Here is a 23,270-nt window from a genome sequence, read left to right as displayed (position 1 = left end):
GAAGAGACGGCCTACCGGCCGGCGGGACCGGTCCAGCCGGCCGGGACGTGGCCGAGGCGGACGCGCTGGGGATGGTCGCCGACGGGGACGGAGACGCGCTTGGTGCCGGTGGCGAAGTCGATGGCCGTGACCCGGTCGGCGCCGCTCTCGGAGATCACGCAGGCGCTGCCGTCACCGTCGACCGTGGCCCAGTACGGCTTGGCGGCCGGCACCAGGGGGCCCTCGGCGAGGGTGGCGCGGTCCACGACCGTCGCGTAGTCGTCCATGGTGCCCGCGATGCAGAGCTTCGCCCCGTCGGGGCTCATGGACATGCCGTGGTGGCGCGAGTCGTTGACCCACGTGGTGCGGTCGGGGCTGGTGGCGGGGTTCGCCGGGAGGGTCTTGAGGCGGGTGATCCGGTCGGAGGGCACGTCGTACTCCAGGAAGCCGTTGAAGAAGGACACCTGGAAATACAGCTTCGACTCGTCGGGGCTGAAGGACACCGGGCGGACGGCGTCGGACAGGTCCCGGCGGCCGAAGGCGTCCAGCCGCTCCCGCATGTCGATCACCCGGACCGTGCGGAAGGTCTGCGCGTCGACCACGGTGATCTTGCGGTCGCCCTTGGTCCAGTCCAGCCAGGGCGCGTCCAGGGCGGTGTTCACCTCACCGATGGAGCTGTTCCACAGGAAGCGGCCGTCGCGGGTGAAGGTGTTCTCGTGCGGCTTGTCGCCGGTCTTGAAGGAGCCGACCTGGCGCCCGGTCGTGATGTCCAGGACGTGCACGGTGTTGGAGGTGGAGGCCGAGACGGCGACGCGGGTCCCGTCCGGGGAGACCGCCATGTGGTCGGACCGGAAACCGGAGACCGGGAAGCGCCAGTTGACGCGCCCGGAGACCAGGTCGATGGACACGACGTCGGCGAAGCTGGGGCGGGAGACGACGACGGCGGAGCCGTCGGGGGTGGTGTACATGTCGTCGACGAACTGGTCGTGCCCCTCGCCGGCGCTCTCCCGGATGCCGAGGAAGAAGGCGAGTCTGACGGGGTTGAGGTAGATCTCCCGGAGGCGTTCCGCCTTGTCGGGGACCACGTCGATCCGGCCGACCTTGGCGAGGTCGCCGGTGGAGGCGAGGACGTCGGCGGTGCCCTCCCAGTTGTTCCCCACGAAGAGCACCTCGCGCAGGCCTTCACCGGGGCCGCCACCCGGGCCGGTACCGCCCGGGGCCGGCGTGAAGGCGGTGAGGAGGGTGGCCGCGGCCAGCAGACCCAGGGTCCGCGCGGTGCGCGGGGCTCGGCCGGTTCGCGGGGCTCCGCCGCTTCGCGGGGCTCGCAGGGCTCGCACGGTTCGTAACATCCGCTCAACTCCGCTACGGGGAAGGGATGGAGAGGGTGCCTCCTCTTACCGGCCGGTAAGATAGGAGGAACGCCGAAAGGGCGCAACCCCCACGGGTCGCGCCCTTTTCTCACCTTCGGCGGTCAGGCGGTCAGGCGGTCAGGCGGTCAGGCCACGGAACCGATCCGGTCGATCACCGTGCGCGAGACGTCCGGGTGGATCGGGATGTGCGCGCCGGTCAGGGCCGCGCCGCTGCCGCCGCGGCGGTTCGCGACGATCTCGGCGGCGATCGACAGCGCGGTCTCCTCCGGGGAGCGGGCGCCGAGGTCCAGGCCGATCGGGGAGCGCAGCCGGGCCAGTTCGAGCTCGGTCACACCGACCTCGCGCAGCCGCTTGTTGCGGTCCTCGTGGGTGCGGCGGGAGCCCATGGCGCCGACGTAGGCGACGGGAAGTCTGAGGGCCAGTTCGAGGAGCGGGACGTCGAACTTGGCGTCGTGGGTGAGCACGCACAGGACGGTCCGGCCGTCCACGTCCGTGGTCTCCAGGTAGCGGTGGGGCCAGTCGACGACGATCTCGTCCGCCTCGGGGAAGCGGGTCTTCGTCGCGAAGACGGGCCGCGCGTCGCACACCGTCACCCGGTAGCCGAGGAACTTACCGATCCGCACCAGGGCGGACGCGAAGTCGATGGCGCCGAAGACGATCATCCGCGGGGGCGGGACGCTGGACTCGACCAGCACCTTCAGCGGCTCGCCGCAGAGCCGGCCGTCGGCGCCGATCTCCAGTACGCCGGTCCGGCCGGCCTCGAGCATGGCGCGGGCCTCCTCGGCGACGGTGCGGTCCAGCTCGGGGTGTCCGCCGAATCCGCCCTGGTGAGCGCCTTCGGTACGGACGAACACGGCGCGGCCCATCAGCTCGGCCGGGCCCTGCGCCATCCGGGCCACCGCCGCCGCCTCGCCGCGGGCCGCGGCGGCCAGGCCGGCCGCGAACACCTCCCGTGCGGGCGAGCCCACACGGATCGGGGTGACCAGGATGTCGATGATTCCGCCGCAGGTCAGCCCCACGGCGAAGGCATCGTCGTCGCTGTATCCGAAGCGCTCCCGGACGGTCTCGCCGTCCTCCAGCGCCTGCAGGCACAGCTCGTACACCGCACCCTCCACGCATCCACCGGAGACCGAACCGATGGCCGTGCCCTCGCTGTCGACAGCGAGTGCGGCACCGGGCTGCCGGGGCGCGCTCCCGCCGACCGCCACGACGGTGGCGACGGCGAAGTCACGTCCCTGCCCGACCCACCGGTTCAGCTCTTCGGCGATGTCCAGCATGGGGGCCTCCTCGGAGAGGTTCGGTTCCAGTATCGGATACGTGGCGGGTGCGGTACTCGTCGGACGGACCGGGTCCGGCCTGGTCAGCCGACCCCGAGCCAGTGCTCGATCGGGTTCAGGGCGAAGAAGACCACGAAGATCGCGGTCAGCGCCCACATGAAGCCGCCGATCTCCCGGGCCTTGCCCTGAGCGATCTTGATGGCGACGTAGGAGATGACACCGGCGGCGACGCCGGCCGTGATCGAGTACGTGAAGGGCATGATCACGACCGTCAGGAAGACCGGGATCGAGGTCGCGCTGTCGGCCCAGTCCACGTGGCGGGCGTTCTGCATCATCATCGCGCCGATGACGACCAGGGCCGCGGAGGCGACCTCACCCGGGACGATCTGCGTGATCGGGGTGAAGAAGAGGCAGGCGGCGAAGAAGAGGCCGGTGACCACGGAGGCGAGACCCGTACGGGCACCCTCGCCGACACCGGTCGCGGACTCGACGAACACGGTCTGACCGGAGCCGCCCGCGACGCCACCGATGGCGCCACCGGCGCCGTCGATGAAGAGCGCCTTGGACAGGCCCGGCATGCGGCCCTTGTCGTCGGCCAGCTTGGCCTCGGTGCCGACGCCGATGATGGTGGCCATGGCGTCGAAGAAGCCGGCGAGCACCAGCGTGAAGACGATCATGCCGACCGTCATGTAGCCGACGTCGCCCCAGCCGCCGAAGGAGACGTCACCGAAGAGCGAGAAGTTCGGCATCGAGACCGCGGAGCCGTCGAGCTCCGGCGGACCGTTCTTCCAGGCCTTCGGGTCGATGTCCACGATGGCGTTGAGGATCGCGGCCAGGACGGTACCGCCGACGATGCCGATCAGGATCGCGCCGGGCACCTTGCGGGCCTGGAGCATGAAGATGGCGATCAGGGTGATGCAGAAGAGCAGGACGGGCCAGCCGGACAGCTCGCCGACCGCACCGAGCTGGACGGGGGGACCGAACTCCGGCCCCTTGCCGACGAAACCGGCCTTGAAGAAGCCGATCAGGGCGACGAAGAGGCCGATGCCCATGGTGATCGCGTGCTTGAGCGCGAGGGGGATCGCGTTCATGATCATCTCTCGGAGGCCGGTGACGACCAGGAGACAGATCACGACTCCGTAGACCACACACATACCCATGGCCTGCGGCCAGGTCATCTGGGGGGCCACCTGCGAGGCCAGCACGCCGGACACGGACAGACCGGCGGCAAGGGCGAGCGGCACCTTGCCGACGAAGCCCATCAGGAGCGTGGTGACGGCCGCGGCGAAGGCGGTGGCGGTGATGATCGCCGACCCGTCCATCACCGTGCCGGCGACGTCCTTGCCCGACAGGAGCAGGGGGTTGAGCAGCAGGATGTACGCCATGGCCATGAAGGTCGTGATACCGCCACGCACCTCATTGCCGACGTTGGAGCCTCTGTGCGTGATGTGAAAGTAGCGGTCGAGCCAGGACCGTCCGGCGGGTGGCTGAGAGCCGTCGCCGGCCTCTTCCGCGGTGGTCTTGGGCTCTACTGACGATTGGGTCATGGTGCCTAACTCCCAAGGTTCAAAGGGGCACCCGCTTGGAGATTGGAGACGCGGGATTTGGGATGGTGCGTTTGGCTGCACGACCCGGGGTGACGGCCCGAGGCGACGCGAAGGTGCACTGCGTTTACTGCGGGTAGTGCGGGGGTGACCGCTGGTACTACGGGGGTTCTTGCAGGGGTACTGCCAAGTGAAGGGACCGCGAGCGGTGCGGTGCTTCGTAGGTCCTCCGGACGGTGCGCCGTGAAGTGTGACGTTCCCATGCGCACCGCCCGGAGAGTCTGAGGAGGTCCAGGGGCCTCGCGGCCCCCGGACCACGCCGTCCTAGAGGGTCCCGGTAAGGGCTTCCGGACGGATCGGCGTCTTGTTGATCTCAAGACCCGTCGCCTGCCGGATCGCCGCGATGACGGCCGGGGTGGACGAGAGGGTCGGGGCCTCGCCCATACCGCGCAGGCCGTAGGGGGCCTTCGGGTCGGCGAGCTCCAGGACGTCGACCGGAATGGTCGGGGTGTCGAGGATGGTCGGGATCAGATAGTCCGTGAAGGAGGGGTTGCGCACCTTCGCGGTCTTCGGGTCCACGATGATCTCTTCCATGATCGCGACGCCCAGGCCCTGGGTGGTACCACCCTGGATCTGGCCGACCACGGAAAGCATGTTGAGGGCCTTGCCGACGTCCTGCGCGGTCGCCAGCTCGACGACCTTGACGAGGCCGAGCTCGGTGTCCACCTCGACGACCGCGCGGTGCGCGGCGAAGGTGTACTGGACGTGGCCGTTGCCCTGGCCGGTGACGAGGTCGAAGGGCTCGGTCGCCGCGTGCCGGAACTCGAGCTCGAGGTCGATGGCCTCGTTCTCGAGGATGTCGGCGATGTCCGCGAGGACCTCGCCGCCGTCGGTGACCACCTTGCCGCCTTCGAGCAGCAGCTCGGCCGTCGCCCACGCGGGGTGGTACGAGCCGTTCTTGCGGCGGCCGATCTCCAGGAGGGCCTCGCGTACGGCCTCACAGGTGTTCTTCACGGCGCCACCGGTCATGTACGTCTGCCGGGAGGCGGACGTGGAACCGGCGGAGCCGACCTGCGTGTCGGCCGGGTGGATGGTCACCTGCGTGACACCCAGCTCGGTACGGGCGATCTGCGTGTGGACGGTGATGCCGCCCTGGCCGACCTCCGCCATGGCCGTGTGGACCATCGCGACGGGCTCGCCGTTGATGACCTCGAGCCGCACGCGGGCGGTCGAGTAGTCGTCGAAGCCCTCGGAGAAGCCGACGTTCTTGATGCCGACCGCGTAGCCGACGCCGCGGACGACGCCCTCACCGTGCGTGGTGTTCGACAGGCCGCCGGGCAGCGCGCGGACGTCCGCGCTCTCGCCGGCGCTCTCCCACTGGCGCTCCGGCGGCAGCGGGCGGGCCTTGACGCGGCGCAGCAGCTCGGCGACGGGCGCCGGGGAGTCGACGACCTGGCCGGTCGGCATGACCGTGCCCATCTCCATGGCGTTCAGCTGGCGGAACTCGACCGGGTCCATGCCCAGCTTCGCCGCGAGCTTGTCCATCTGGGCCTCGTAGGCGAAGCAGGCCTGGACGGCGCCGAAGCCCCGCATCGCGCCGCAGGGCGGGTTGTTCGTGTAGAGCGCGATCGCCTCGATGTCCACGTCCTCCAGGACGTAGGGACCCACCGAGAGGGAGGAGGCGTTGCCCACGACCGCCGGGGAGGCGGACGCGTACGCGCCGCCGTCCAGGACGATCTTGCACTTCATGTGCGTGAGCTTGCCGTCCTTGGTGGCGCCGTGCTCGTAGTAGAGCTTCGCCGGGTGGCGGTGCACGTGGCCGAAGAAGGACTCGAACCGGTTGTAGACGATCTTGACCGGCTTGTTCGTGGCCAGGGCCAGCAGGCAGGCGTGGATCTGCATCGAGATGTCCTCGCGGCCGCCGAAGGCACCGCCGACGCCCGAGAGCGTCATACGGACCTTCTCCGGCGGCAGGCCCAGGACCGGGGCGATCTGCTGGAGGTCCGAGTGCAGCCACTGGGTGGCGACGTACAGCTCGATGCCGCCGTCCTGCGACGGCACGGCCAGGCCGGACTCCGGGCCGAGGAAGGCCTGGTCCTGCATGCCGAAGGTGTACTCGCCCTCGACGATGACGTCGGCGCGCTTGCGGGCCTCTTCCACGTTGCCGCGGATGATCGGCTGGCGGTGCACGATGTTCGGGTGCGGGACGTGACCGATGTGGTGGTCGTCGCGGCCCTCGTGGATCAGCGGCGCGTCGGGGGCGAGCGCGGAGGCCTCGTCCGTGACGAGCGGCAGCTCGCGGTAGTCGATCTTGATCTTGGCAGCCGCGCGGCGGGCGGTCTCCGGGTGGTCGGCGGCCACGAGGGCGACCGGCTCTCCGTGGTGGCGTACCCGGCCGTTGGCGAGTACCGGGGTGTCCTGGATCTCCAGGCCGTAGTTCTTCATCTCGGCCGGCAGGTCGTCGTACGTCAGCACCGAGTACACGCCGGGCATGGCGAGGGCCTCGGAGATGTCGATGGAGACGATCTCGGCGTGGGCGACGGTGCTGCGCAGCGTCTGGCCCCACAGCATGTCCTCGTGCCACATGTCCGAGGAGTACGCGAACTCGCCGGTGACCTTGAGGGTGCCGTCGGGACGGAGAATCGATTCGCCGATGCCGCCCTTGTTGTGCTTCTGGGTGACGTTCGTCGGCGTACCGGCGGGCACGGTGCGGGTGTTCTGAGCCATGGTCAGACCGCCTCTGACTGACGGGCGGCCGCGAGGCGGACCGCGTCGAGGATCTTCTCGTAGCCCGTGCAGCGGCAGAGGTTGCCGGACAGGGCCTCACGGATGTCCTGGTCGGACGGGGAGGCGTTCTCCTCCAGCAGCGCGTCCGCCTGGATGAGCAGACCCGGGGTGCAGAAACCGCACTGCACGGCGCCGGCGTCGATGAATGCCTGCTGGATGTTGGAGAGCTCCACGCCCTCGCCGGTCTGGGAGTCGCCGGCGGGCTTGGCCTGCCACTGCTTGGCCGCGTCCAGGGTCACGCCCTTGCTGCCGCAACCGCCGCCGGTACCGCAGGCACCGCCGTGACCGTGCTCGTCGCGCTGCTTGGAGAACTCCGCCAGACCCTCGACGGTCACGACGTCGCGACCCTCGACCTGACCGGCGGCCACCAGACACGAACAGACCGGCACGCCGTCGAGACGGACGGTGCAGGAACCGCACTCGCCCTGCTCACAGGCGTTCTTGGAACCGGGCAGGCCCAGGCGCTCGCGCAGGACGTAGAGAAGGGACTCGCCCTCCCACACGTCGTCGGCTTCCTGCTGACGGCCGTTGACAGTGAAATTGACGCGCATGATTACGCAGCCCCTTCAAGCGAGCGGCCGTTGCCGGTTCCGCGGTACTGCTCCCAGGTCCAGACGAGCTGGCGGCGAGCCATGATGCCGACCGCGTGACGGCGGTACTTCGCCGTGCCGCGGACGTCGTCGATCGGGTTGGCCGCGCCGGAGGCGAGGTCACCGAACTGCTTGGCGATCGACGGGGTGATGACCTTGCCGGACTCCCAGAAGCCGCCGTCCTCGAGCGCGGCGTTCAGGAACTCCTCGGCGGCCTTCGCGCGGATCGGGGTCGGCGCGGCCGAACCGATTCCGGTGCGGACCGTGCGGGTGTCCGGGTGCAGCGCCAGGCCGAACGCGCAGACCGCGATGACCATCGCGTTGCGGGAGCCGACCTTGGAGTACTGCTGGGGACCGTCCGCCTTCTTGACGTGGACGGTCTTGATGAGCTCGTCGGCGGCGAGCGCGTTGCGCTTCACGCCGGTGTAGAACTCGTCGATCGGGATGAGGCGGGAGCCGCGTACGGACTCCACCTCCACCTCGGCGCCCGCCGCGAGCAGCGCGGGGTGGGAGTCACCGGCCGGCGAGGCACAACCGAGGTTGCCGCCGACGCCGCCGCGGTTGCGGATCTGCGGGGACGCGACCGTGTGCGAGGCGAGCGCCAGTCCCGGAAGCTCCGTACGGAGGTTCTCCATGATCTGCGTGTACGGGACGGAGGCGCCCAGGCGAACCACATCCTCGCCGACCTCCCACTCCCGCAGCAGACCGATGCGGTTCAGGTCCAGGAGGTACTCCGGCCGACGGTGGTCGAAGTTGATCTCGACCATCACGTCGGTGCCACCCGCAATCGGCACAGCTGTGGGGTACTCGGCCTTAGCGGCGAGTGCCTCCTCCCAGCTGGCGGGGCGAAGGAAGTCCATGAGCGGCTCTCTTCTTCTTCATCGTGTCGTTTACTTCGAGCCAGGAGGCCCGGGAGCCCTCGACTGGTCGTTCACGTGCTGTTAACGCGGTGTGGACCCAGTACACAAGCCGCCCGTCCCCCGGGTGCAGTCACCGAAACCATGAAGGAGTTGGCTGACGGCCTCCCTCGTCTTGTAGATTCGTATGAAAGGCAGGATGCGACGACCTGCCCGATTTCCAACGGCAACATTCGAGACAGATCGGCGGCGACATCATGCGGCTGCGCGCACTGCTGGAAACCGAGGCGCTGGGGCTGCGGCTGCTCGGCGGCGAGGGTGAACTCGACCGGACGGTCCGCGGGGTCATGACGACCGACCTGCGCGATCCCAGCCGGTACCTGTCGGGGGGCGAGCTGGTCCTCACTGGCCTGGCCTGGAGACGAAATTCAGCCGACTCCGAGCCATTCGTACGAATCCTGGCGAGTGCGGGCGTCGCCGGCCTCGCCGCGGGCGAGGCGGAGCTGAGCGCGATTCCGGACGATCTCGTTTCGGCCTGCGTGCGCAACCGGCTGCCGCTGTTCGCTGTGAACGAGGACGTTGCATTCGCCACGATCACCGAGTACGTCGTGCGGCAGGTCTCGGGCGAGCGCGCCGGAGACCTGGCGGCCGTCGTGGACCGGCACCGCCGGCTGATGACCTCGGGTCCGGCCGGCGGCGGCCCCGACGTGGTGCTCGATCTGCTCACCACCGACCTCGATCTCCGGGCCTGGGTGCTGTCCCCCACCGGCCGGCAGATCGCCGGGGCGGGCGAGCCGCTGGCGCCGGGCGTGTGCGCAGTACTGGCGGGCGAGCACCTTGCGGCGGTCCGGACGGGCCGCAGGGGGCCGCATCGGATCTCCATCCAGGGTATTACCTACTCGCTCTTCCCGATCAGGGGACACGGCCGCGGCGCGGCCGGTCCGGCCGCCCGGGACGTGCGCGAGACGGTGCTCTCGGACTGGCTGCTCGCCGTCGAGGCGGACGCGGGCGACTGGCCCGCCGAGCGCCTGGACCTGCTCCAGGGCGTCACCCAGCTGATCGCCGTGGAACGGGACCGGCGCGACGCGGCGCGCACGGTGCGCCGCCGCCTCGCACAGGAGGTCCTGGAGCTGGTCCAGACGGGTGCGCCGCCCGCCGAGATCGCCGCCCGGCTGCGGGTGGCCGCCCCGGTGCTGCTGCCCGGCCTGGGCGCCGCCCCGCACTGGCAGGTCGTCGTGGCCCGGGTGGACTGGGAGGGCGGGGAGATCCCCGGCGGCCCGGTGGCGCAGTCGCTGCTGGAGGAGATCCTCGTCGACCCGTCGGTCTCGGGGCCCGAGCCCTCGGACCGCATCGCCGTGGCCCACGCGGGTGACGAGGCCATCGCCCTGGTACCGCTGCCCTCGCTGTCCGGGGACGCCGGGGAGGACAAGGGCCCGGCGTCGGCCCTGCACGCCGACGAGCTCCTCGCGACCGTACGGGACCCCCTGGCGGCCGGTCTGGCCGACGACGGCCGGCTCACGCTGGGCGTCAGCGCGGCCGTGCACTCCGCGGAGGGGCTGCGCGGAGCGCTGGAGGAGGCCCGGCACGCCCGCCGGGTCGCAGCGGCGCGCCCGGGCCGGGTCTGCGCGGCGGGTCACCACGAGCTGGCCTCGCACGTGCTGCTGCTGCCGTTCGTCCCGGACGACGTCCGCCGCGCCTTCACGGCCCGGCTGCTGGACCCGCTGCGGGACTACGACCGGCGCCACCGCGCGGAGCTCATCCCGACGCTGGAGGCCTTCCTGGACTGCGACGGTTCCTGGACCCGCTGCGCGACGCGCCTGCACCTGCACGTCAACACGCTGCGCTACCGCGTCGGGCGAATCGAGCAGTTGACGGGCCGGGACCTGTCCCGGCTCGAGGACAAGCTCGACTTCTTCCTCGCACTGCGGATGAGCTGAGAAGATCCGCCCCGCGGCCGCGCGGGTTCGGCCACGGGGCGGCTGATGATCCGTCCGGACTTTGTGAAAGAGTTCACCCAACCCCTTGGCCGATGCCGCCGATCCGTGCTCTCATTTCGCCCCAGGGCTCAATGACGCGCTGCTTGGTTGCTTTGGGGAGGGCAATGTGGCGGACACCGCCATGTCGGGTGCCGGATCAACCGGAGGGGACGACCCCCTTCAGCGGGCGATATGGCGGCTGCGCTCGCGCGGCTGTTGGACCGACGCGGCGGCGCTGCTGACGCCGCACGTCGGCAAGGCCGACCGGGCCGGCAATGCCGGGGCGGCCGTGCAGCGGACCGCGCTGCTGGTGGAGCGGTGCCTGTTCACCGGGCAGGGCTGGGCCGAGGCCGAGGACGCGCTGCGGATCGCCGAGGCGATCGCCCAGGACGACGACGACCGGGGCGCGGCCGCGTGCGAACGGGGCCAGCTGGCGTACGCCGCGACCGTGCTCGGCGTACGCGACCGGGCCGACGAGGCCCGCTCCGCGCTGGGCCGGGCGGCGGCCCTGCTGTCCCCGGAGTCCCGGACCCGCCCGCTGCTGGACTTCCGGCGCGGGCTCGTGGCCGAGCACCTGGCGGGCGCCCCGCAGTCGGCCCGGCCGGCCTACCACCGGGCCCACGCGGGGGCCGAGGCGCACGGGGACGCCCTGCTGCTGTCCTTCACCTGGCGGCACCTGGCCGCGCTGGCCCTGCGGGACGGGGAGGTGGCCGAGGCCCGCAGGGGCTTCGCGGAATCCCTGCGCATCCGGGAGGAACTGGGCTTCCTGATCGGTACGGCCCCGGCTCTGGCGGCGCTGGCCGAGGCCGAACCGGAACCGGAGGCCAGCCGGCTGCGCGCGGAGGCCCGCCGGCTGTTCCACCTGCTGGGCGGCGTCCCCACCTGGCTGGCGGACCAGCTCCACCCGACCGAATCCAGCCCCGCCGGCGTTTGAGGCGACCTTTTGAGCCCCGCCGGCGTTTGAGGCGACCTTTTGAGCCCGGCCGGCGTTTGAGGCGACCTTTTCGGCCCGGCCGGCGTTCGAGGCGCCGGGTCCGGGGCGGGGGCCCCGGGGGTGGTCAGGCCGGGGAGCCCGCGAAGTGTTCGCGGACCAGGGACTCCACCACGGGGAGGTCCCGTGCGATCAGCGCCTCCAGCAGCGCCGAGTGCTCCGCCGCGTCGGCGACCAGATCGGCCCGCCGCACCCGCGGAGCGCCCGGCAGGGGCCACTGGGCGCGGCGGTGGAGTTCCTCCGCCACCTGCACCAGCTGGTCGTTGCCGGCCAGCTTCAGCACCGCCCGGTGGAAGTCCCGGTCCGCCTCCGCGTAGCCCGGCAGGTCACCGGCCGCGGCCGCCTCGGCCGTGGCGGCCGCGGCCGGGCGCAGCGCCTCCCAGGTGTCCGGGGCCACCGTGCGGGCCAGCCGGAGCATCACGGGGACTTCGAGCAGCGTCCGGACCTCGGCCAGCTCGGCCAGCTCCCGCGGGGTGCGGGAGAGCACCCGGAACCCGCGGTTCGGCAGGCATTCCACCGCCCCCTCCGCGGCCAGCTGCTGCATCGCCTCGCGGACGGGGGTGGCGGAAACCCCGAAGCGCTCCCCCAGGGCCGGTCCGGAGTAGATCTCTCCCGGCACCAGCTCGCCTTCGAGCAGGGCCGCGCGCAGGGCGTCGAGCACCTGACCGCGCACCGAATGGCGCAACACCTTCCGCCTTTGTGCCGGTACCCGGGCATGGGCCGTTTCGTGCACGCGGTCCTCCTCCGGGTCTCGACCTGCCCTTGAGAATAAGTGACGGCGCTCGCCCGGAGGAGGTGCGGATCGATCCGAATCAGGTAAGGTAAGGCTAACCTGTTAACGATCGTGTGATTCTGTGATTCGGTGGCCCGTCATGACCGTCACGACCTTCCCGGCTGTCACATCCGCCCCGCCCGGCTCTGCGGTGACGGATGCGTACAACCGGCTGGCCGAGGCGTACGGCGGCCTGCGGGTGCTCGAGCGAACCGCTGACGAACCCCTCCCTCGCGGTGCGGGATGGGTCGGCGCGGACGAGCTCGCGGCCGGCGGGCCGGCCCTGGACGCCTTCCTCGCCTGGGACAACGCCCAGGTCCTGCGGGACTACGGGACCCAGGCCCGGCCCGATGTGATCGCGGGCTTCGGGCTGCACCGGTACGCGTGGCCGGCCTGCCTGCTGATCACCCTCCCGTGGTTCCTGCACCGGCGGGTGCCCCGGTTCCCGGTCGGCGAGGTGGCCTTCCACCGGACCCTCGGACGGCTGAGCGTGCGCGTGGGGGAATTCGCCTGCCTGCCGGACGATCCGGCGGCCGTACTTCCGGGGGCCCGTGTCGTGCCCGACGAGGAGGCGCTGCGCGAGGAGGTACGGGCTGCGGTGGCCCAGCACCTCGGACCGCTGCTGGAAGGTCTCGGCCCGCGCATGCGGCGCGGCCGCCGCGCCCTGTGGGGCATGGCGACCGACGAGGTCGTGGAGAGCCTCTGGTACATCGGCAGCCTGCTCGGCGAGGAAGAGCGCGCGATGGCCGAGCTGGAGGCATTGCTGCCCGGCTCGACGGCCCCGTACACCGGGGGTGCGGGGTTCCGTACGCTCACCGGGCCCGAGGGCCAGGAGCTGCCCACCCGGGACCGGGCCGGCTGCTGCTTCTTCTACACCATCCGCCCCGAGGACACCTGCGTCACCTGCCCGCGTACCTGCGACGCCGACCGCATCGCCCGCATCGCGGCGACCGCTGCCTGAACCCACCCCGTACGACTGACCGTAATCGAACGCAACTCGCTTCGCACGGGCGCCAGTTCGAATCACAACACCCTATCCGGCGGGCCCCGCCCCCCGATGGCGTCCACTTGCCCCGAAACCCGCGTGCACGACTCACCGGCTGCGCCACTATGGCGCCCGGAAAGCCGCACAGCCGCATAGCCGCATACGCGAGGCAAGGGACATCCGCATGAGACTGACCGACATATCGCTGGACTGGCTGCTGCCCGGCAGCCTGCTGATCCTGGGCGTACTTGCGGCAGTTGCGGTACTGGCCCGTGGCAAGCGGGAGAGCGAGAAAGCCGCGGCCGACGACAGCTGGGAGCGCAGCGAGGAACGGCGGCGGCGCAAGGAAGCCGTCTACGGGAGCGCTTCGTACGTTCTGCTCTTCTGCTGCGCGGCGGTCGCCGCCGCGCTCTCCTTCCACGGACTGGTCGGCTTCGGCCGGCAGAACCTCAATCTCTCCGGAGGCTGGGAGTACCTGGTCCCCTTCGGCCTCGACGGCGCCGCCATGTTCTGCTCGGTGCTCGCCGTGCGCGAGGCCAGCCACGGTGACGCGGCCCTCGGCTCGCGCATGCTCGTCTGGCTGTTCGCGGGCGCGGCCGCCTGGTTCAACTGGGTGCACGCCCCGCGCGGCCTCGGCCATGACGGGGCCCCGCAGTTCTTCGCGGGGATGTCGCTCTCGGCGGCCGTGCTCTTCGACCGCGCCCTCAAGCAGACCCGCCGGGCGGCGCTGCGCGAACAGGGCCTGATCCCCAGGCCGTTGCCCCAGATCCGGATGGTCCGCTGGCTGCGGGCCCCCCGGGAGACCTTCGGCGCCTGGTCGCTCATGCTGCTGGAGGGGGTGCGCACCCTCGACGAGGCCGTGGACGAGGTGCGCGAGGACAAGAAGGAGAGGGAGCAGGACCGGCACCGCAGGCGCGACCAGAACCGGCTGGACCGGGCGCGCATCAAGGCGCTGGGCCGGCAGAACCGGGCGTTCGGGCGGTCCCGCGGCCGCCAGGTCGAGCTTCCCGAACTGACGCAGGGAGCGGGCTCCGCGCCGGTCGGCGCGGAGCCGGCCATACCGGAATCGGGACAGCTGCCACTACGACGCCGGCCCTCCCTGCAGGCCGTCAACGCAACCGAATCCACTGACGCGACCGGCACCCGGACGGTGGACCTCACCGCCGAGGACGACACCCAGACCATTCCCCGGCTGGACTCGCTGGAGCGCAAACTGAAGGACCTGGAGCAGCAGTTCGGCTGACCCGGTCCCCGAGATACGGGGAAACCCCGTGGGGCCCGCCTGCTCAGGCGGGCCCTGCGTCATGCCGTGCGTCGAGCTCGAACCACACCACCTTGCCACTGCCCAGGACGAGCGCGTCCACGCCCCAGTCGTCTGCGAGCGCCTGTACCAACACAAGTCCCCGGCCGTGCGTACCGTCGTCGGCGGTCGGTACGTACGGCCGGGGACGGCGTGCGGCGTAGTCCCGGACCTCCACCCGTAAGCGGGTGGCGGCGAGACTCGCGTGCACCTCCGCACCCCGGTCGGTATGGACGAGCGCGTTGGTGACGAGCTCGGTGATCAACAGTTCGGCCACCTCGGCGGCATCGGTCCGGCACCGGTGCCGCATCAACTCCCGCAGAGCCCTGCGCACTTCACCGATCGCCTTCAGGTCGGCCCGGCGTACGCTCCGGGTGATCCGCAGCGCGTCCACCGCTTCCCCGTCCTCGTCGGCGGACGGCTCACGCGGCACCGGCCTCCCCCTCCCCCACAACTTCCCGGTCTTCGCCCCCACCCGCACGGCGATGTCCCTCCCGTATCCTTGCTCTCGAACAGGTCTACGGGATGCATGCCCCCCGGGCGGTTCCGCACTCCTGCGGGCTTACGGGCGGGGTACGTCGCGGGGGTGGGAACGAGCCGTCCGGATCACGCGGCCCACCCCTCCGCGCCACACGATCCTGCCGGTGGACCGTGCAGATCCGGTCACCGTCCCAGCGCTGGTCTTCGGAGGAATCGATAGGGCTCCCGGGTCCGCGACCACGTCCACCGGAGCGGCTCCCCGGTACCGAGAAGCGTCCCGCGAGGCCCTGTGAGCTGCTCGGGGCTTCTCCACGCGGGCCACGGACGCACCGGCCGCGCGCGGCGGCGGCGAAGTCCGGGTCCTTGTCCGTCGTCGCGTGGGAGGGCAGGCCGGAAACCGACCTCTCCCACTGGACCGTTCCGAGCGCTGAGTTGTCGAAGAGGACCACTTCGACGGGCGGGTCGTACTGCACCAGGGTGAGGAAATCTCCCACCGGCACCGAGCAACCACCGTCACCCGACATCGACACCACTTGACTGCCGTTCGGGGAACGATAGCGCGCCGCCCACGCATTGCACATGCCGGTGTCGGCTTCGCCGCACCGGCGCCTTCAGGACGCGCACGGTCCTCCGTACGTCGCCCGGGAACGCAAGGTCCGACCGGGCCCGGCGGCTCTACAGGCGTCACCCGAATGGAGTAATCCAACGCGCCACCCACATGGGTGAAGATCAAGCTGAGTAGTGCCCCAACCGAATTAATCGTGAAAGGGAAACCACATGCGCATGCGACGAATTCTGGCCGCCGTCACGGCCACGGCAGCCCTCGCCGGACTCGGCCTCACGGGTGCCGCCACCGCTGTGGCGGCCGCCCCCAACACCGCCGTCACCGGCGCCAGCCCGACCAGGGGTGAGTGCGAGGACGGCGGCGGAACGGTCAACCTTGCGACCGGCTACTGCGATGGTGGCACGCGCGGCGGCGAGAAGATCGACTGAATCGCGCCGGGCGCCCCGCGGCCACACGCCGCGGGGCGCTCCGGCATGAGCATGCTGCACCGTCACCGTTACAGCGAGATACGTACGTCATGAGGGTCGAGGCCGATCCCTTCCGGGGCTGCCGTCCGGCCGCGCGGCGGCGCGGGCGCGCCGGTCACACCTCCCAGACCGCGGCGGCCGTGCGGTCGTCGGCGTACCCTTTGAGGCGGAGCTGGGTGTCCGCGAGGAAGGCGGCGAGGCCCGGCGGCTCCTGCTCGGCCCAGCGGGCGGCGAGCTCCGCCGGGAGGGCGGCCTCCTCCCGCATCGGCTCCGCCAGGCCCCCGGAGCACAGCAGCAGGGTGTCCCCCGGCCGGGCCACGGCTGCACGGAAGCGGAAACCGCCCTCTGTGTCCTCGGCCTGCCCGGCCGGCTCCAGGTCCTGCCACCGGCCCGAGCGGAGCCGGAAGACACCACCCGCCCCGGCGCCGAAGCACACCCGGGTACGGCACTGCGGGTCCACCGGGAGCAGCAGCCCGCGCAGTCCCGCCCAGTACGCCGGCTCCTCGAGCCCCATCTCGGCGGCGCGGGCCCGCAGTCGCCCGTAGCCCCGGTCGGTGAGGCGCTGGAGGCCGGACCGCAGGGCGTCGCGGCGTCCGGCGCGGATGTCGTCGGCCAGCCGGTCCTGGCTGCGGCCGACGGCGGCCGCGACCGTGCGGCACAGCTCGGCGGCGGCCTCGGCCGCCCCGGGGGCGGCGCGGTCCCCGCCCGCGAGGGCCACCAGGACCAGGGCGTCGTCGCCGCTGCCGAAGCGGGCGGTGAGCAGGAAGTCGCGGCGGGCCTCGCCGCGGTAGCGGGCGGAGTCCCCGCGCACGGAGGCGGCACGCAGGGTGTAGGTGCCGTAGCGGGCACCGTCCAGCACGGTGTCCGGGGTCAGCCCGTCGAGGGCGGCCGGGTCGGCGGGCGGGAGGGCGCCCGGCTCGGGCGCGTAGGTGGGGGCGCGGTCGCCCAAGTGGGACACCTCGGGCCGCAGGGCCGTGGTTCCGGGTCCAGGCTCGGACTCGGACGCGGACTCGAACGGGGATGCGGGCGTCGTGACGGGCCCGGGATTCGGCGCCACGGGGGGCGCCGACGTCGGCGGATCGAACCGGGGCTCCGTGCGTGGCGACTCCGGCCGCCGCACCGGAAGCTCGGGTTCCACCACCGGGGGCACGTCCACGCCCCCGAGCGCGTACCCGGTGGCACCGCCCGACCGCGGGTCCCGCGGCGGCGGCAGGGTGGGCAGGGTCGGGGTCCGCGTCGGGGCGGGCCCCGGCTCCGCGCTCCCCTGCCGGGGGCCGGGCAGCAAGGGTTCAGGGGCACGCGGGGGTTCCGGCGCACCCGGATCCGGCCCGAGGCCCGGCACCGACCCGAGAACCTGCCCCTGCCCCGGGCCGTGGCCGAGTTCCTGGCCAGGGCCAGGGCCCTGGGCCGGGTCCGTTGTCACGCCCGCCGCCGAGCGGAACCGGTGGTCCAGGGTGTCCCCCGGATCGGGTTCCGCTCCCGCGTCCGGGCCCTCGTAAAGCTTCTGCCACCAGTCGTCCGCGCCCTGCTGACTCATGGCTTCATTCTCGACCCCCCATGGGGACGGAAAACGCCGAATGCGCGAAAAGGGTCCACCGGACCGCCGTCCGGTGGACCCCTCCCGTTCCAGCCGTACGGATCAGCGCACGTCGTATGCCCGTACGACCGTCTGGGTGACCGTGGCACCCTTCGCGTCGGTCAGTTCGGCCTTCAGCGAGACCGGCTTCCCGGAGGCTCCGGCGTGGTCGACGACCGCGCTCCACCGGCCGCCGCGCTCGGTCACCTGCGCCTGCGTCCAGTGCTCACCGTCGTAGGAGTACGACAGCTTCGCCGACTTCAGCGCACCCGGCGTGTAGCCGGCGTGGCCGGTGACTCCCAGCCCGATGCTCTGGCCGTTCGCCGCCGCTACCGTCTTCATCGCGTCCAGCGGGGCCGCGTACCGCGGGAAGAGGACCCCCAGCCCCTGGGAGTACGCCGCCGCGTCGAGCTTCGAGGAGAAGCCCCAGGTGGTCCGCACCGCGGTGGAGCGCTCCCAGACGCGGGCGGGCGGGCCGATCTTCTCGATGGACTGGGTGAGTTCGTACCGGCCCTCCTCGGCCGGCACCTCGAAGACCCCGAACGGGTACCAGCTCTCGCCGACGACCTCGCCGTCCCGCTCGAGCACGAGCGATCCGATGTCGCCGAACGAGCCGGGCTGCGCCGCGTGGGCGCTGTCGCCCCACATGGCGGGCGCGAAGCCGATCAGGTTGCCCTGCCGCTCCGCCGCGAGGGTCTCCGTGCCCGCGGCGTCGCGCGGAGCGACCGGGCCGGTGACTCCGTCGTACCAAGTGGCGCTGGTCCGCTGCCCCTTGCCGTAGGTGCGCTGCTCGCCGACCATGAACTCGCCCCAGGGGAAGCTGCTGGAGAGCAGCTGCTCCCAGGCCGTGTCCCCGGCGGAGTGGTACTCGGTGCGCCGGCCCGGGGCCGCGACGGTCTCGATGCCGCCGAATTGGACGGCGGTGCCGATCGGCCGGTAGGCCCCGGCCAGGTCGATGAAGTCGGCCGCCACGCCCATGGAGTTGTACGTGGACTCGGTCTGTCCGAGGTCGCGGTCGCGCACCCGGTAGGTGTGGCCGCCGCCCTTGACCTCACCGGTCTCGGGGAGAGCGAGGGAGTAGACGTACGGGCTCTGCGCCTCGGCCTTCCAGGACAGGGTGACCCGGCCCGTCGCGAGCCGGGCCAGCAGCGCCTTCGCCTCGCCGGTCTCGATGGTCAGCGCGGGCAGCGCGCCGCCCGCGTAGCCGGTGAATCCGGTCCAGCGGCCGGGTGCCTCGCGGTGGGCGAGGACCGCCTTGGCACCGGCGGCCCGCGCGTTCTGCGCGATCTCGTGCAGGGCCCCGTCGACCGCCTTCACACCATACGCGGCTTCTACGCCTCCGTCGAAGGCCGCGCCGAGGACGGCGGGTTCGAGTTCGCGTCCTACTGGCGGGCGGCCGCGCCGCTCGTCTCCGAGTTGAAGCGGCGCTCGCCGGTGGCGTCGTCGGTGCCGATCACGTCCAGCGAGGAGGGGCCGGCGGCGGGGCGGCCCGCCCGGTCGACGAGCTTGACGCGCAGGGTCACCGTCTCGGGCTCGACGTAGAGCGAGAAGGGGGTGGAGACGCGCACGCCGTTCGCGGTGGCGACGACGCGGCCGGTGACGTCGCCGTACTGGGAGCGCTCCAGCTTCGCCGCCGGGTCGAGGGCGAGCGGCACCCTGGTGGTGGCGCCGGCCGGGACGGTCACGGTACGCCGCGCCAGGCGGGCCACCTGGCCGCGGACGGGCGAGCCGTCGTTGCCGGTGACCTTCTCGACGGCCAGGTTCAGGGTGACGGGGCTCGTGCCGGTGTTGGTGTAGGGGACCTCGACGGTGGTGCGGTCACTGCGGTCCTGCGGCCAGTTGTAGGTGCCGCCCTGGACGGCGGGCGCGCCGGTGACGGTGGCGTCGAGGGCGGCCTTCACGTCGAGGCGGCCGCCGCCGGTCTCCCGGACGTCGCCGGGGACCCCGGTCGCGGCCGAGCCGACGAGGGCGGCCTTGATCTGCTGCGCGTTCCACTCGGGGTGGCACTGCTTGACGATGGCGGCGGCGCCCGCCACGTGCGGCGTGGCCATCGAGGTGCCCGACATGGACTGGTACGCGTACACCCCGCGGCCGCCCGCCGCGGCGGCGGAGATCCCCACGCCGGGCGCGGCGATCTCGGGCTTGAGGGTGTGCTGGAGTCCGGCCGGGCCGCGGCTGGAGAACACGGCCGTCCGGTCGTCGCGGTCGACGGCGCCCACGGTCAGGGCGGAGGCGGCGCAACCGGGCGAGGAGACCGTGTTGTTGCCGGGTCCGGAGTTGCCGGCGGCGACGACGAACAGCGGGCCCTGCCGGGAGAGCCGTTCGGCGGCGGCGGCCAGCGGGTCGTCGCAGGCCGTCCGGGAGGGGTCGCCGAGGCTCATGGAGACCACGTCGGCCTTGGCCTCGACGGCCCACTCCATGCCCGCGATGATCCATGAATCGAGGCCGTAGCCCCCGTCGTTGAGGACCTTTCCGCTGAGCAGTTCGGCGCCGGGAGCCACACCCTTCTTGGCGCCGCCGCTCTCGGCGCCGGAGCCGCCGACCGTGGAGATGGTGTGGGTGCCGTGGCCCTGCCGGTCGGCATCGGTGTCGGAGTCGGTGAAGTTCTTCGACGCCGAGACCCGGCCCCTGAGGTCGGGGTGGTCCAGGTCGGTACCGGTGTCGAGGACGGCGACCTTGGTGCCCTTGCCGTCGTACCCGGCGGCCCAGGCGGCGGTGGCGGCGACCTGCCGGGTGGAGCGTTCCAGGTTCGCCCGGACCTTGCCGTCCAGCCACAGCTTCTTGAGCCCGCCCGAGACGGAGCGCGCGCGGGCGTCCGTACCGGTGACGTCGGACCAGAACGCGACGGCCTGCTCCTTGTCGGCGGCGAGCGCGACGGCGCCGATGGAGGCGAGGACGAGAGCGCGGTCGGCGCCGCGCGGGGCGGGCGGGGCGCTGCGCGCCACGTTCACGGAACCGTCGTAGACCGCGATGAGCGGCAGCTTCTTGGTGTGCGCGTCGTCGTAGCCCTGCCGGACGAGGCCGGTGACGTTGAAGAGCTCGTCGTCGACCGTGCCGGCGGCGAGCGCCTTGACCGCGCTCTCGGGGTAGACGTACAGGTCCTGGCCCGACCGGCGGGTCTGCACGAGCGGCTGCGAGCCGTCCGCCCGCGGCATCGCGGTGGCGGCGGTGCGGCCGGCGGTGTCCGTGGACACCAGGATCCGGTCACCGGTGACCAGGGTCACCGTGACGGGTGCCGTGGGCTGCTTTCCGGCCGCCTCGCTGCCGACGAGGGGTCTCTTCCCCGCTCCGGGCGCTCCGTCGGCCGGCTGCGCCGCCGACGGGCCGACGGCGGTGACAGCCAGGACGGCCGCGGTGGCCGCCCCGAGTGCCGTACGCGATATCGGACGCATCGCTCTCCCCAGGTGAATTCCGGCCAACTACTGCATTGCACGGCGAAAGCGCCGCGTAAATGGCTTCAGGCCGGCGGATGTTGGTGCTGCGGTGGCGTCACCTTGGCAGAGTGGCGCCGGGTGCGGCGATGATGTCCGCGGCGGGTTTGCGCCGTGGCCGCTTCCCGCCAGGCGCGTGTCGAAAGGTGGGTGGACGGGATGCTGGGTGCGATAGGGCTGGACGAGGGCCAGGAGTCGGCGTACCGCGCGCTGGTCGCGCTGGGGGCGGCGGAGGTGCCCGATCTCGCGCACCGGCTGACCCTGCCGGTTCCGCACACCGAACGGGCCCTGCGCCACCTGGAGCGGCAGGGGCTGGCGGCACAGTCCTCGGCCCGGCCCGGGCGCTGGGTGGCGGCCCCGCCGGGGGTGGCCCTCGGGGCCCTGCTGACCCAGCAGCGGCACGAGCTGGAGCAGGCGGAACTGGCGGCGGCGCTGCTGGCCGAGGAGTACCGGGCGGAGGCGACCGAGCCCGCGGTGCACGACCTGGTGGAGGTGGTGCAGGGCGCGAGCGCGGTCGCGCACCGCTTCCACCAGATCCAGCTGGGCGCGGAGAAGGAGGTCTGCGCGCTGGTCACCGGCCGGCCGCAGGTGGTGACGGGGACGGACAACGACGCGGAGGACCGGGCCTTCGGCCGCGGGGTCGACTACCGGGTGGTCATCGAGCGGGAGGTGCTGGGCCTGCCGAGCGGGATCCGGGAGGCGTCGACGGCACTGGGCCGGGGCGAGCAGGTCCGGGTGACCGAGCGGGTCCCGACGAAGCTGGTGATCGCGGACCGGACGCTGGCCATGGTCCCGCTGACGGCCCGCGGGGCGGAGCCGGCGGCGCTGGTCGTGCACGCGTCGGGGCTGCTGGAGTCCCTGACCGGCCTGTTCGAGGCGGTGTGGCGGGAGTCGCTGCCGCTGCGGCTCGGGCCGGCCGGGTCGGCGCAGGAGTCCGGGGGCAGCCCCGACGCCACGGATCTGGAGATCCTCTCGCTGCTCCTGGCGGGTATGACGGACGCGAGCGTGGCGAAGCACCTGGAGCTGGGGCTGCGGACGGTGCAGCGGCGGGTCAAGGGGCTGATGGAGCTCTCCGGGGTGACCACCCGGCTGCAGCTGGGCTGGCACGCGTTCGAGCGGGGCTGGGTGGCCCGATAGCCGCTGGTCGGTCAGGCTGAGCGCATGGATCTGCCTCAGCTGCTCCTGGTGGGGCTGGTGCTGCTGCTCGGGGTGGTCGGAGTGCTGATCCCGGGGGTGCCGGGCACCTGGCTGGTGTGGGCGGGGCTGGTGTGGTGGGCGCTGCACGTGCGCTCGACGCTCGCCTGGTCCCTGCTGGTCGCGGCGACGGCCCTGCTGCTGGTGGTCCAGGTGGTGAAGTGGCTGCTGCCGCCCCGGCGGGTGCGGGGGCTCGGCGTCACCTCCCGGATGGCGGTGTTCGCGGGCGCCGGTGCGGTCCTGGGCTTCGTCCTGGTCCCGGTGGTGGGGGCGGTACCGGGATTCGTGGGCGGCATCTACCTGTGCGAGCGGCTCCGCCTGGGGACGCACGGCGAAGCCCTGGCGTCGGTGCGGGCAGTGATGCGTTCGGTGGGGACGAGCGTGCTGGTGGAGCTGTTCGCGTGCCTGATGGTGGTCGGGGCGTGGGTGGGGGCGGTGGTCACGGGATAGCCGTCCGCGCGGCGGCGTACGCCCCTCGGCGTAGGGCTGCGGCCCGATGCGGTGCGGTGCGGGGGCTGCAAGGCTTGCGGGTGTGACGGACTTCAAGGGTTTCGGCGAGGCGGAGCTGGCATACCTGCGCTCCCAGCATCTGGGCCGGCTGGCCACGGTGGACGCGGCCGGTCAGCCGCAGGCGAACCCGGTGGGGTTCTTCCCGCAGGAGGACGGCACGATCCTCGTGGGCGGGCTGGCGATGGGCACGACGAAGAAGTGGCGCAACCTGCGGGGCAACCCGCGGCTGTCCCTGGTCGTGGACGATCTGGTGAGCACCCGGCCGTGGAAGGTGCGCGGCATCGAGATCCGCGGCCGCGCGACGCTGGAGACCGGCCCGCACGAGCTGGGCCCGCACTTCAGCCCGGAGGTGATCCGGATCCATCCGGAGCGCGTCCACGTGTGGGGGCTGTGACCCGATCCGAGCGCCGTGCTGACGCTCCGCTCAGGGACGCAGGGGCGACAGTTGTGGGGGGGTGAGCCAGTCGCCCACGGCGCACGGCAGGCCCTGCGGCAGCCCGGCTGACGCGTCCGGGGGTGGGGGGGGGGGGGCCCCCCCCCCCCCCCCCCCCGGGTGGGGGGCCCCCCCCCCCCCCCCCCCCCCCCCCCCCCCGGTTGGGGGCCCCCCCCCCGCTAACCC

At 72.3% G+C, this 23,270-nt stretch carries 19 protein-coding genes and 1 pseudogene; 8 read left to right on the top strand and 12 right to left on the bottom strand.

Annotation, left to right across the window (positions count from 1 at the left end):
- Positions 1-11: 11 nt before the first annotated feature.
- From ACIQZO_RS31945 to ACIQZO_RS31920, 6 genes are all read right to left on the bottom strand, one after another.
- Positions 12-1,244, bottom strand: a complete 1,233-nt coding sequence (locus tag ACIQZO_RS31945; RefSeq protein ID WP_403632918.1) for a YncE family protein — start codon at positions 1,242-1,244, stop codon at positions 12-14.
- 230 nt (positions 1,245-1,474) lie between these two features.
- Entirely contained in the window at positions 1,475-2,626 is a 1,152-nt protein-coding gene (locus ACIQZO_RS31940; RefSeq protein ID WP_403632890.1) for an XdhC family protein, read from the bottom strand.
- A gap of 83 nt (positions 2,627-2,709) precedes the next feature.
- Complete coding sequence (locus ACIQZO_RS31935; protein WP_403632888.1) at positions 2,710-4,173, bottom strand: NCS2 family permease; 1,464 nt, start codon at positions 4,171-4,173, stop codon at positions 2,710-2,712.
- A gap of 321 nt (positions 4,174-4,494) precedes the next feature.
- The gene (gene pucD / locus ACIQZO_RS31930; RefSeq protein WP_403632885.1) at positions 4,495-6,897 is read right to left on the bottom strand and encodes a xanthine dehydrogenase subunit D; all 2,403 of its coding nucleotides are present in this window, start codon (positions 6,895-6,897) and stop codon (positions 4,495-4,497) included.
- A gap of 2 nt (positions 6,898-6,899) precedes the next feature.
- Complete coding sequence (locus ACIQZO_RS31925) at positions 6,900-7,508, bottom strand: (2Fe-2S)-binding protein (RefSeq protein WP_403632882.1); 609 nt, start codon at positions 7,506-7,508, stop codon at positions 6,900-6,902.
- 2 nt (positions 7,509-7,510) lie between these two features.
- A complete protein-coding gene (locus tag ACIQZO_RS31920; RefSeq protein WP_403632879.1) occupies positions 7,511-8,407 on the bottom strand; it encodes an FAD binding domain-containing protein in 897 nt (298 codons plus the stop codon).
- Between the two features lie 254 nt (positions 8,408-8,661).
- On the opposite strand from ACIQZO_RS31920, the gene ACIQZO_RS31915 reads away from it, so the two are divergent.
- On the top strand, positions 8,662-10,341 hold the full coding sequence (locus ACIQZO_RS31915) for a PucR family transcriptional regulator (RefSeq protein WP_403632876.1): 1,680 nt from the start codon (positions 8,662-8,664) through the stop codon (positions 10,339-10,341).
- A 166-nt stretch (positions 10,342-10,507) separates the two neighbouring features.
- On the top strand, positions 10,508-11,314 hold the full coding sequence (locus tag ACIQZO_RS31910; RefSeq protein ID WP_403632873.1) for a hypothetical protein: 807 nt from the start codon (positions 10,508-10,510) through the stop codon (positions 11,312-11,314).
- Positions 11,315-11,438: 124 nt separating this feature from the next.
- Here the strand turns inward: ACIQZO_RS31910 and ACIQZO_RS31905 are convergent, their stop codons facing one another.
- Entirely contained in the window at positions 11,439-12,104 is a 666-nt protein-coding gene (locus tag ACIQZO_RS31905) for a GntR family transcriptional regulator (protein WP_403632870.1), read from the bottom strand.
- 139 nt (positions 12,105-12,243) lie between these two features.
- Between ACIQZO_RS31905 and ACIQZO_RS31900 the strand changes: the two genes are divergently transcribed.
- Positions 12,244-13,104, top strand: a complete 861-nt coding sequence (locus ACIQZO_RS31900) for a (2Fe-2S)-binding protein (RefSeq protein WP_403632867.1) — start codon at positions 12,244-12,246, stop codon at positions 13,102-13,104.
- Between the two features lie 208 nt (positions 13,105-13,312).
- Positions 13,313-14,371, top strand: a complete 1,059-nt coding sequence (locus tag ACIQZO_RS31895) for a DUF2637 domain-containing protein (RefSeq protein ID WP_403632864.1) — start codon at positions 13,313-13,315, stop codon at positions 14,369-14,371.
- Positions 14,372-14,414: 43 nt separating this feature from the next.
- Here the strand turns inward: ACIQZO_RS31895 and ACIQZO_RS31890 are convergent, their stop codons facing one another.
- Both ACIQZO_RS31890 and ACIQZO_RS31885 read right to left on the bottom strand, forming a co-directional pair.
- The gene (locus ACIQZO_RS31890) at positions 14,415-14,861 is read right to left on the bottom strand and encodes an ATP-binding protein (protein ID WP_403632861.1); all 447 of its coding nucleotides are present in this window, start codon (positions 14,859-14,861) and stop codon (positions 14,415-14,417) included.
- Between the two features lie 129 nt (positions 14,862-14,990).
- Positions 14,991-15,498, bottom strand: a pseudogene (locus ACIQZO_RS31885) (thiamine pyrophosphate-dependent enzyme); the annotation flags it as partial.
- 187 nt (positions 15,499-15,685) lie between these two features.
- On the opposite strand from ACIQZO_RS31885, the gene ACIQZO_RS31880 reads away from it, so the two are divergent.
- Positions 15,686-15,901: a hypothetical protein gene (locus ACIQZO_RS31880; RefSeq protein WP_403632858.1), complete on the top strand. Its 216-nt coding sequence runs from the start codon at positions 15,686-15,688 to the stop codon at positions 15,899-15,901.
- Positions 15,902-16,055: 154 nt separating this feature from the next.
- On the opposite strand, the gene ACIQZO_RS31875 is transcribed toward ACIQZO_RS31880, so the two are convergent.
- The 3 genes from ACIQZO_RS31875 to ACIQZO_RS31865 all read right to left on the bottom strand — a co-directional run bounded on the left by ACIQZO_RS31875 (position 16,056) and on the right by ACIQZO_RS31865 (position 20,908).
- Entirely contained in the window at positions 16,056-17,477 is a 1,422-nt protein-coding gene (locus tag ACIQZO_RS31875; RefSeq protein ID WP_403632855.1) for a protein phosphatase 2C domain-containing protein, read from the bottom strand.
- A 102-nt stretch (positions 17,478-17,579) separates the two neighbouring features.
- Positions 17,580-18,833, bottom strand: a complete 1,254-nt coding sequence (locus ACIQZO_RS31870; protein ID WP_403632852.1) for a hypothetical protein — start codon at positions 18,831-18,833, stop codon at positions 17,580-17,582.
- 65 nt (positions 18,834-18,898) lie between these two features.
- Positions 18,899-20,908: a S8 family peptidase gene (locus ACIQZO_RS31865; protein WP_403632850.1), complete on the bottom strand. Its 2,010-nt coding sequence runs from the start codon at positions 20,906-20,908 to the stop codon at positions 18,899-18,901.
- A gap of 198 nt (positions 20,909-21,106) precedes the next feature.
- Between ACIQZO_RS31865 and ACIQZO_RS31860 the strand changes: the two genes are divergently transcribed.
- The 3 genes from ACIQZO_RS31860 to ACIQZO_RS31850 are packed head-to-tail and all read left to right on the top strand — an operon-like array spanning position 21,107 to position 23,045.
- On the top strand, positions 21,107-22,084 hold the full coding sequence (locus ACIQZO_RS31860; protein ID WP_403632847.1) for a helix-turn-helix domain-containing protein: 978 nt from the start codon (positions 21,107-21,109) through the stop codon (positions 22,082-22,084).
- A 24-nt stretch (positions 22,085-22,108) separates the two neighbouring features.
- Positions 22,109-22,591, top strand: a complete 483-nt coding sequence (locus tag ACIQZO_RS31855; RefSeq protein WP_403632844.1) for a DUF456 domain-containing protein — start codon at positions 22,109-22,111, stop codon at positions 22,589-22,591.
- Between the two features lie 46 nt (positions 22,592-22,637).
- On the top strand, positions 22,638-23,045 hold the full coding sequence (locus tag ACIQZO_RS31850) for a PPOX class F420-dependent oxidoreductase (RefSeq protein WP_403632842.1): 408 nt from the start codon (positions 22,638-22,640) through the stop codon (positions 23,043-23,045).
- Positions 23,046-23,270: the final 225 nt, after the last annotated feature.

The sequence above is a fragment of the Streptomyces sp. NPDC097617 genome, assembly GCF_044761485.1.
Taxonomy (GTDB): domain Bacteria; phylum Actinomycetota; class Actinomycetes; order Streptomycetales; family Streptomycetaceae; genus Streptomyces.
Note: the sequence above shows the minus strand (reverse complement) of the source record. Positions and strands in the feature narration are given on the sequence as shown.

Excerpts from the sequence above, each read along its gene's own strand:
- ACIQZO_RS31940 (WP_403632890.1), bottom strand. The coding sequence starts at position 2,626 with ATGCTGGACATCGCCGAAGAGCTGAACCGGTGGGTCGGGCAGGGACGT.
- ACIQZO_RS31935 (WP_403632888.1), bottom strand. The coding sequence starts at position 4,173 with ATGACCCAATCGTCAGTAGAGCCCAAGACCACCGCGGAAGAGGCCGGC.
- pucD (WP_403632885.1), bottom strand. The coding sequence starts at position 6,897 with ATGGCTCAGAACACCCGCACCGTGCCCGCCGGTACGCCGACGAACGTC.
- ACIQZO_RS31925 (WP_403632882.1), bottom strand. The coding sequence starts at position 7,508 with ATGCGCGTCAATTTCACTGTCAACGGCCGTCAGCAGGAAGCCGACGAC.
- ACIQZO_RS31920 (WP_403632879.1), bottom strand. The coding sequence starts at position 8,407 with ATGGACTTCCTTCGCCCCGCCAGCTGGGAGGAGGCACTCGCCGCTAAG.
- ACIQZO_RS31915 (WP_403632876.1), top strand. The coding sequence starts at position 8,662 with ATGCGGCTGCGCGCACTGCTGGAAACCGAGGCGCTGGGGCTGCGGCTG.
- ACIQZO_RS31900 (WP_403632867.1), top strand. The coding sequence starts at position 12,244 with ATGACCGTCACGACCTTCCCGGCTGTCACATCCGCCCCGCCCGGCTCT.
- ACIQZO_RS31895 (WP_403632864.1), top strand. The coding sequence starts at position 13,313 with ATGAGACTGACCGACATATCGCTGGACTGGCTGCTGCCCGGCAGCCTG.
- ACIQZO_RS31880 (WP_403632858.1), top strand. The coding sequence starts at position 15,686 with ATGCGCATGCGACGAATTCTGGCCGCCGTCACGGCCACGGCAGCCCTC.
- ACIQZO_RS31875 (WP_403632855.1), bottom strand. The coding sequence starts at position 17,477 with ATGAGTCAGCAGGGCGCGGACGACTGGTGGCAGAAGCTTTACGAGGGC.
- ACIQZO_RS31865 (WP_403632850.1), bottom strand. The coding sequence starts at position 20,908 with ATGCGTCCGATATCGCGTACGGCACTCGGGGCGGCCACCGCGGCCGTC.
- ACIQZO_RS31860 (WP_403632847.1), top strand. The coding sequence starts at position 21,107 with ATGCTGGGTGCGATAGGGCTGGACGAGGGCCAGGAGTCGGCGTACCGC.
- ACIQZO_RS31855 (WP_403632844.1), top strand. The coding sequence starts at position 22,109 with ATGGATCTGCCTCAGCTGCTCCTGGTGGGGCTGGTGCTGCTGCTCGGG.
- ACIQZO_RS31850 (WP_403632842.1), top strand. The coding sequence starts at position 22,638 with ATGCGGTGCGGTGCGGGGGCTGCAAGGCTTGCGGGTGTGACGGACTTC.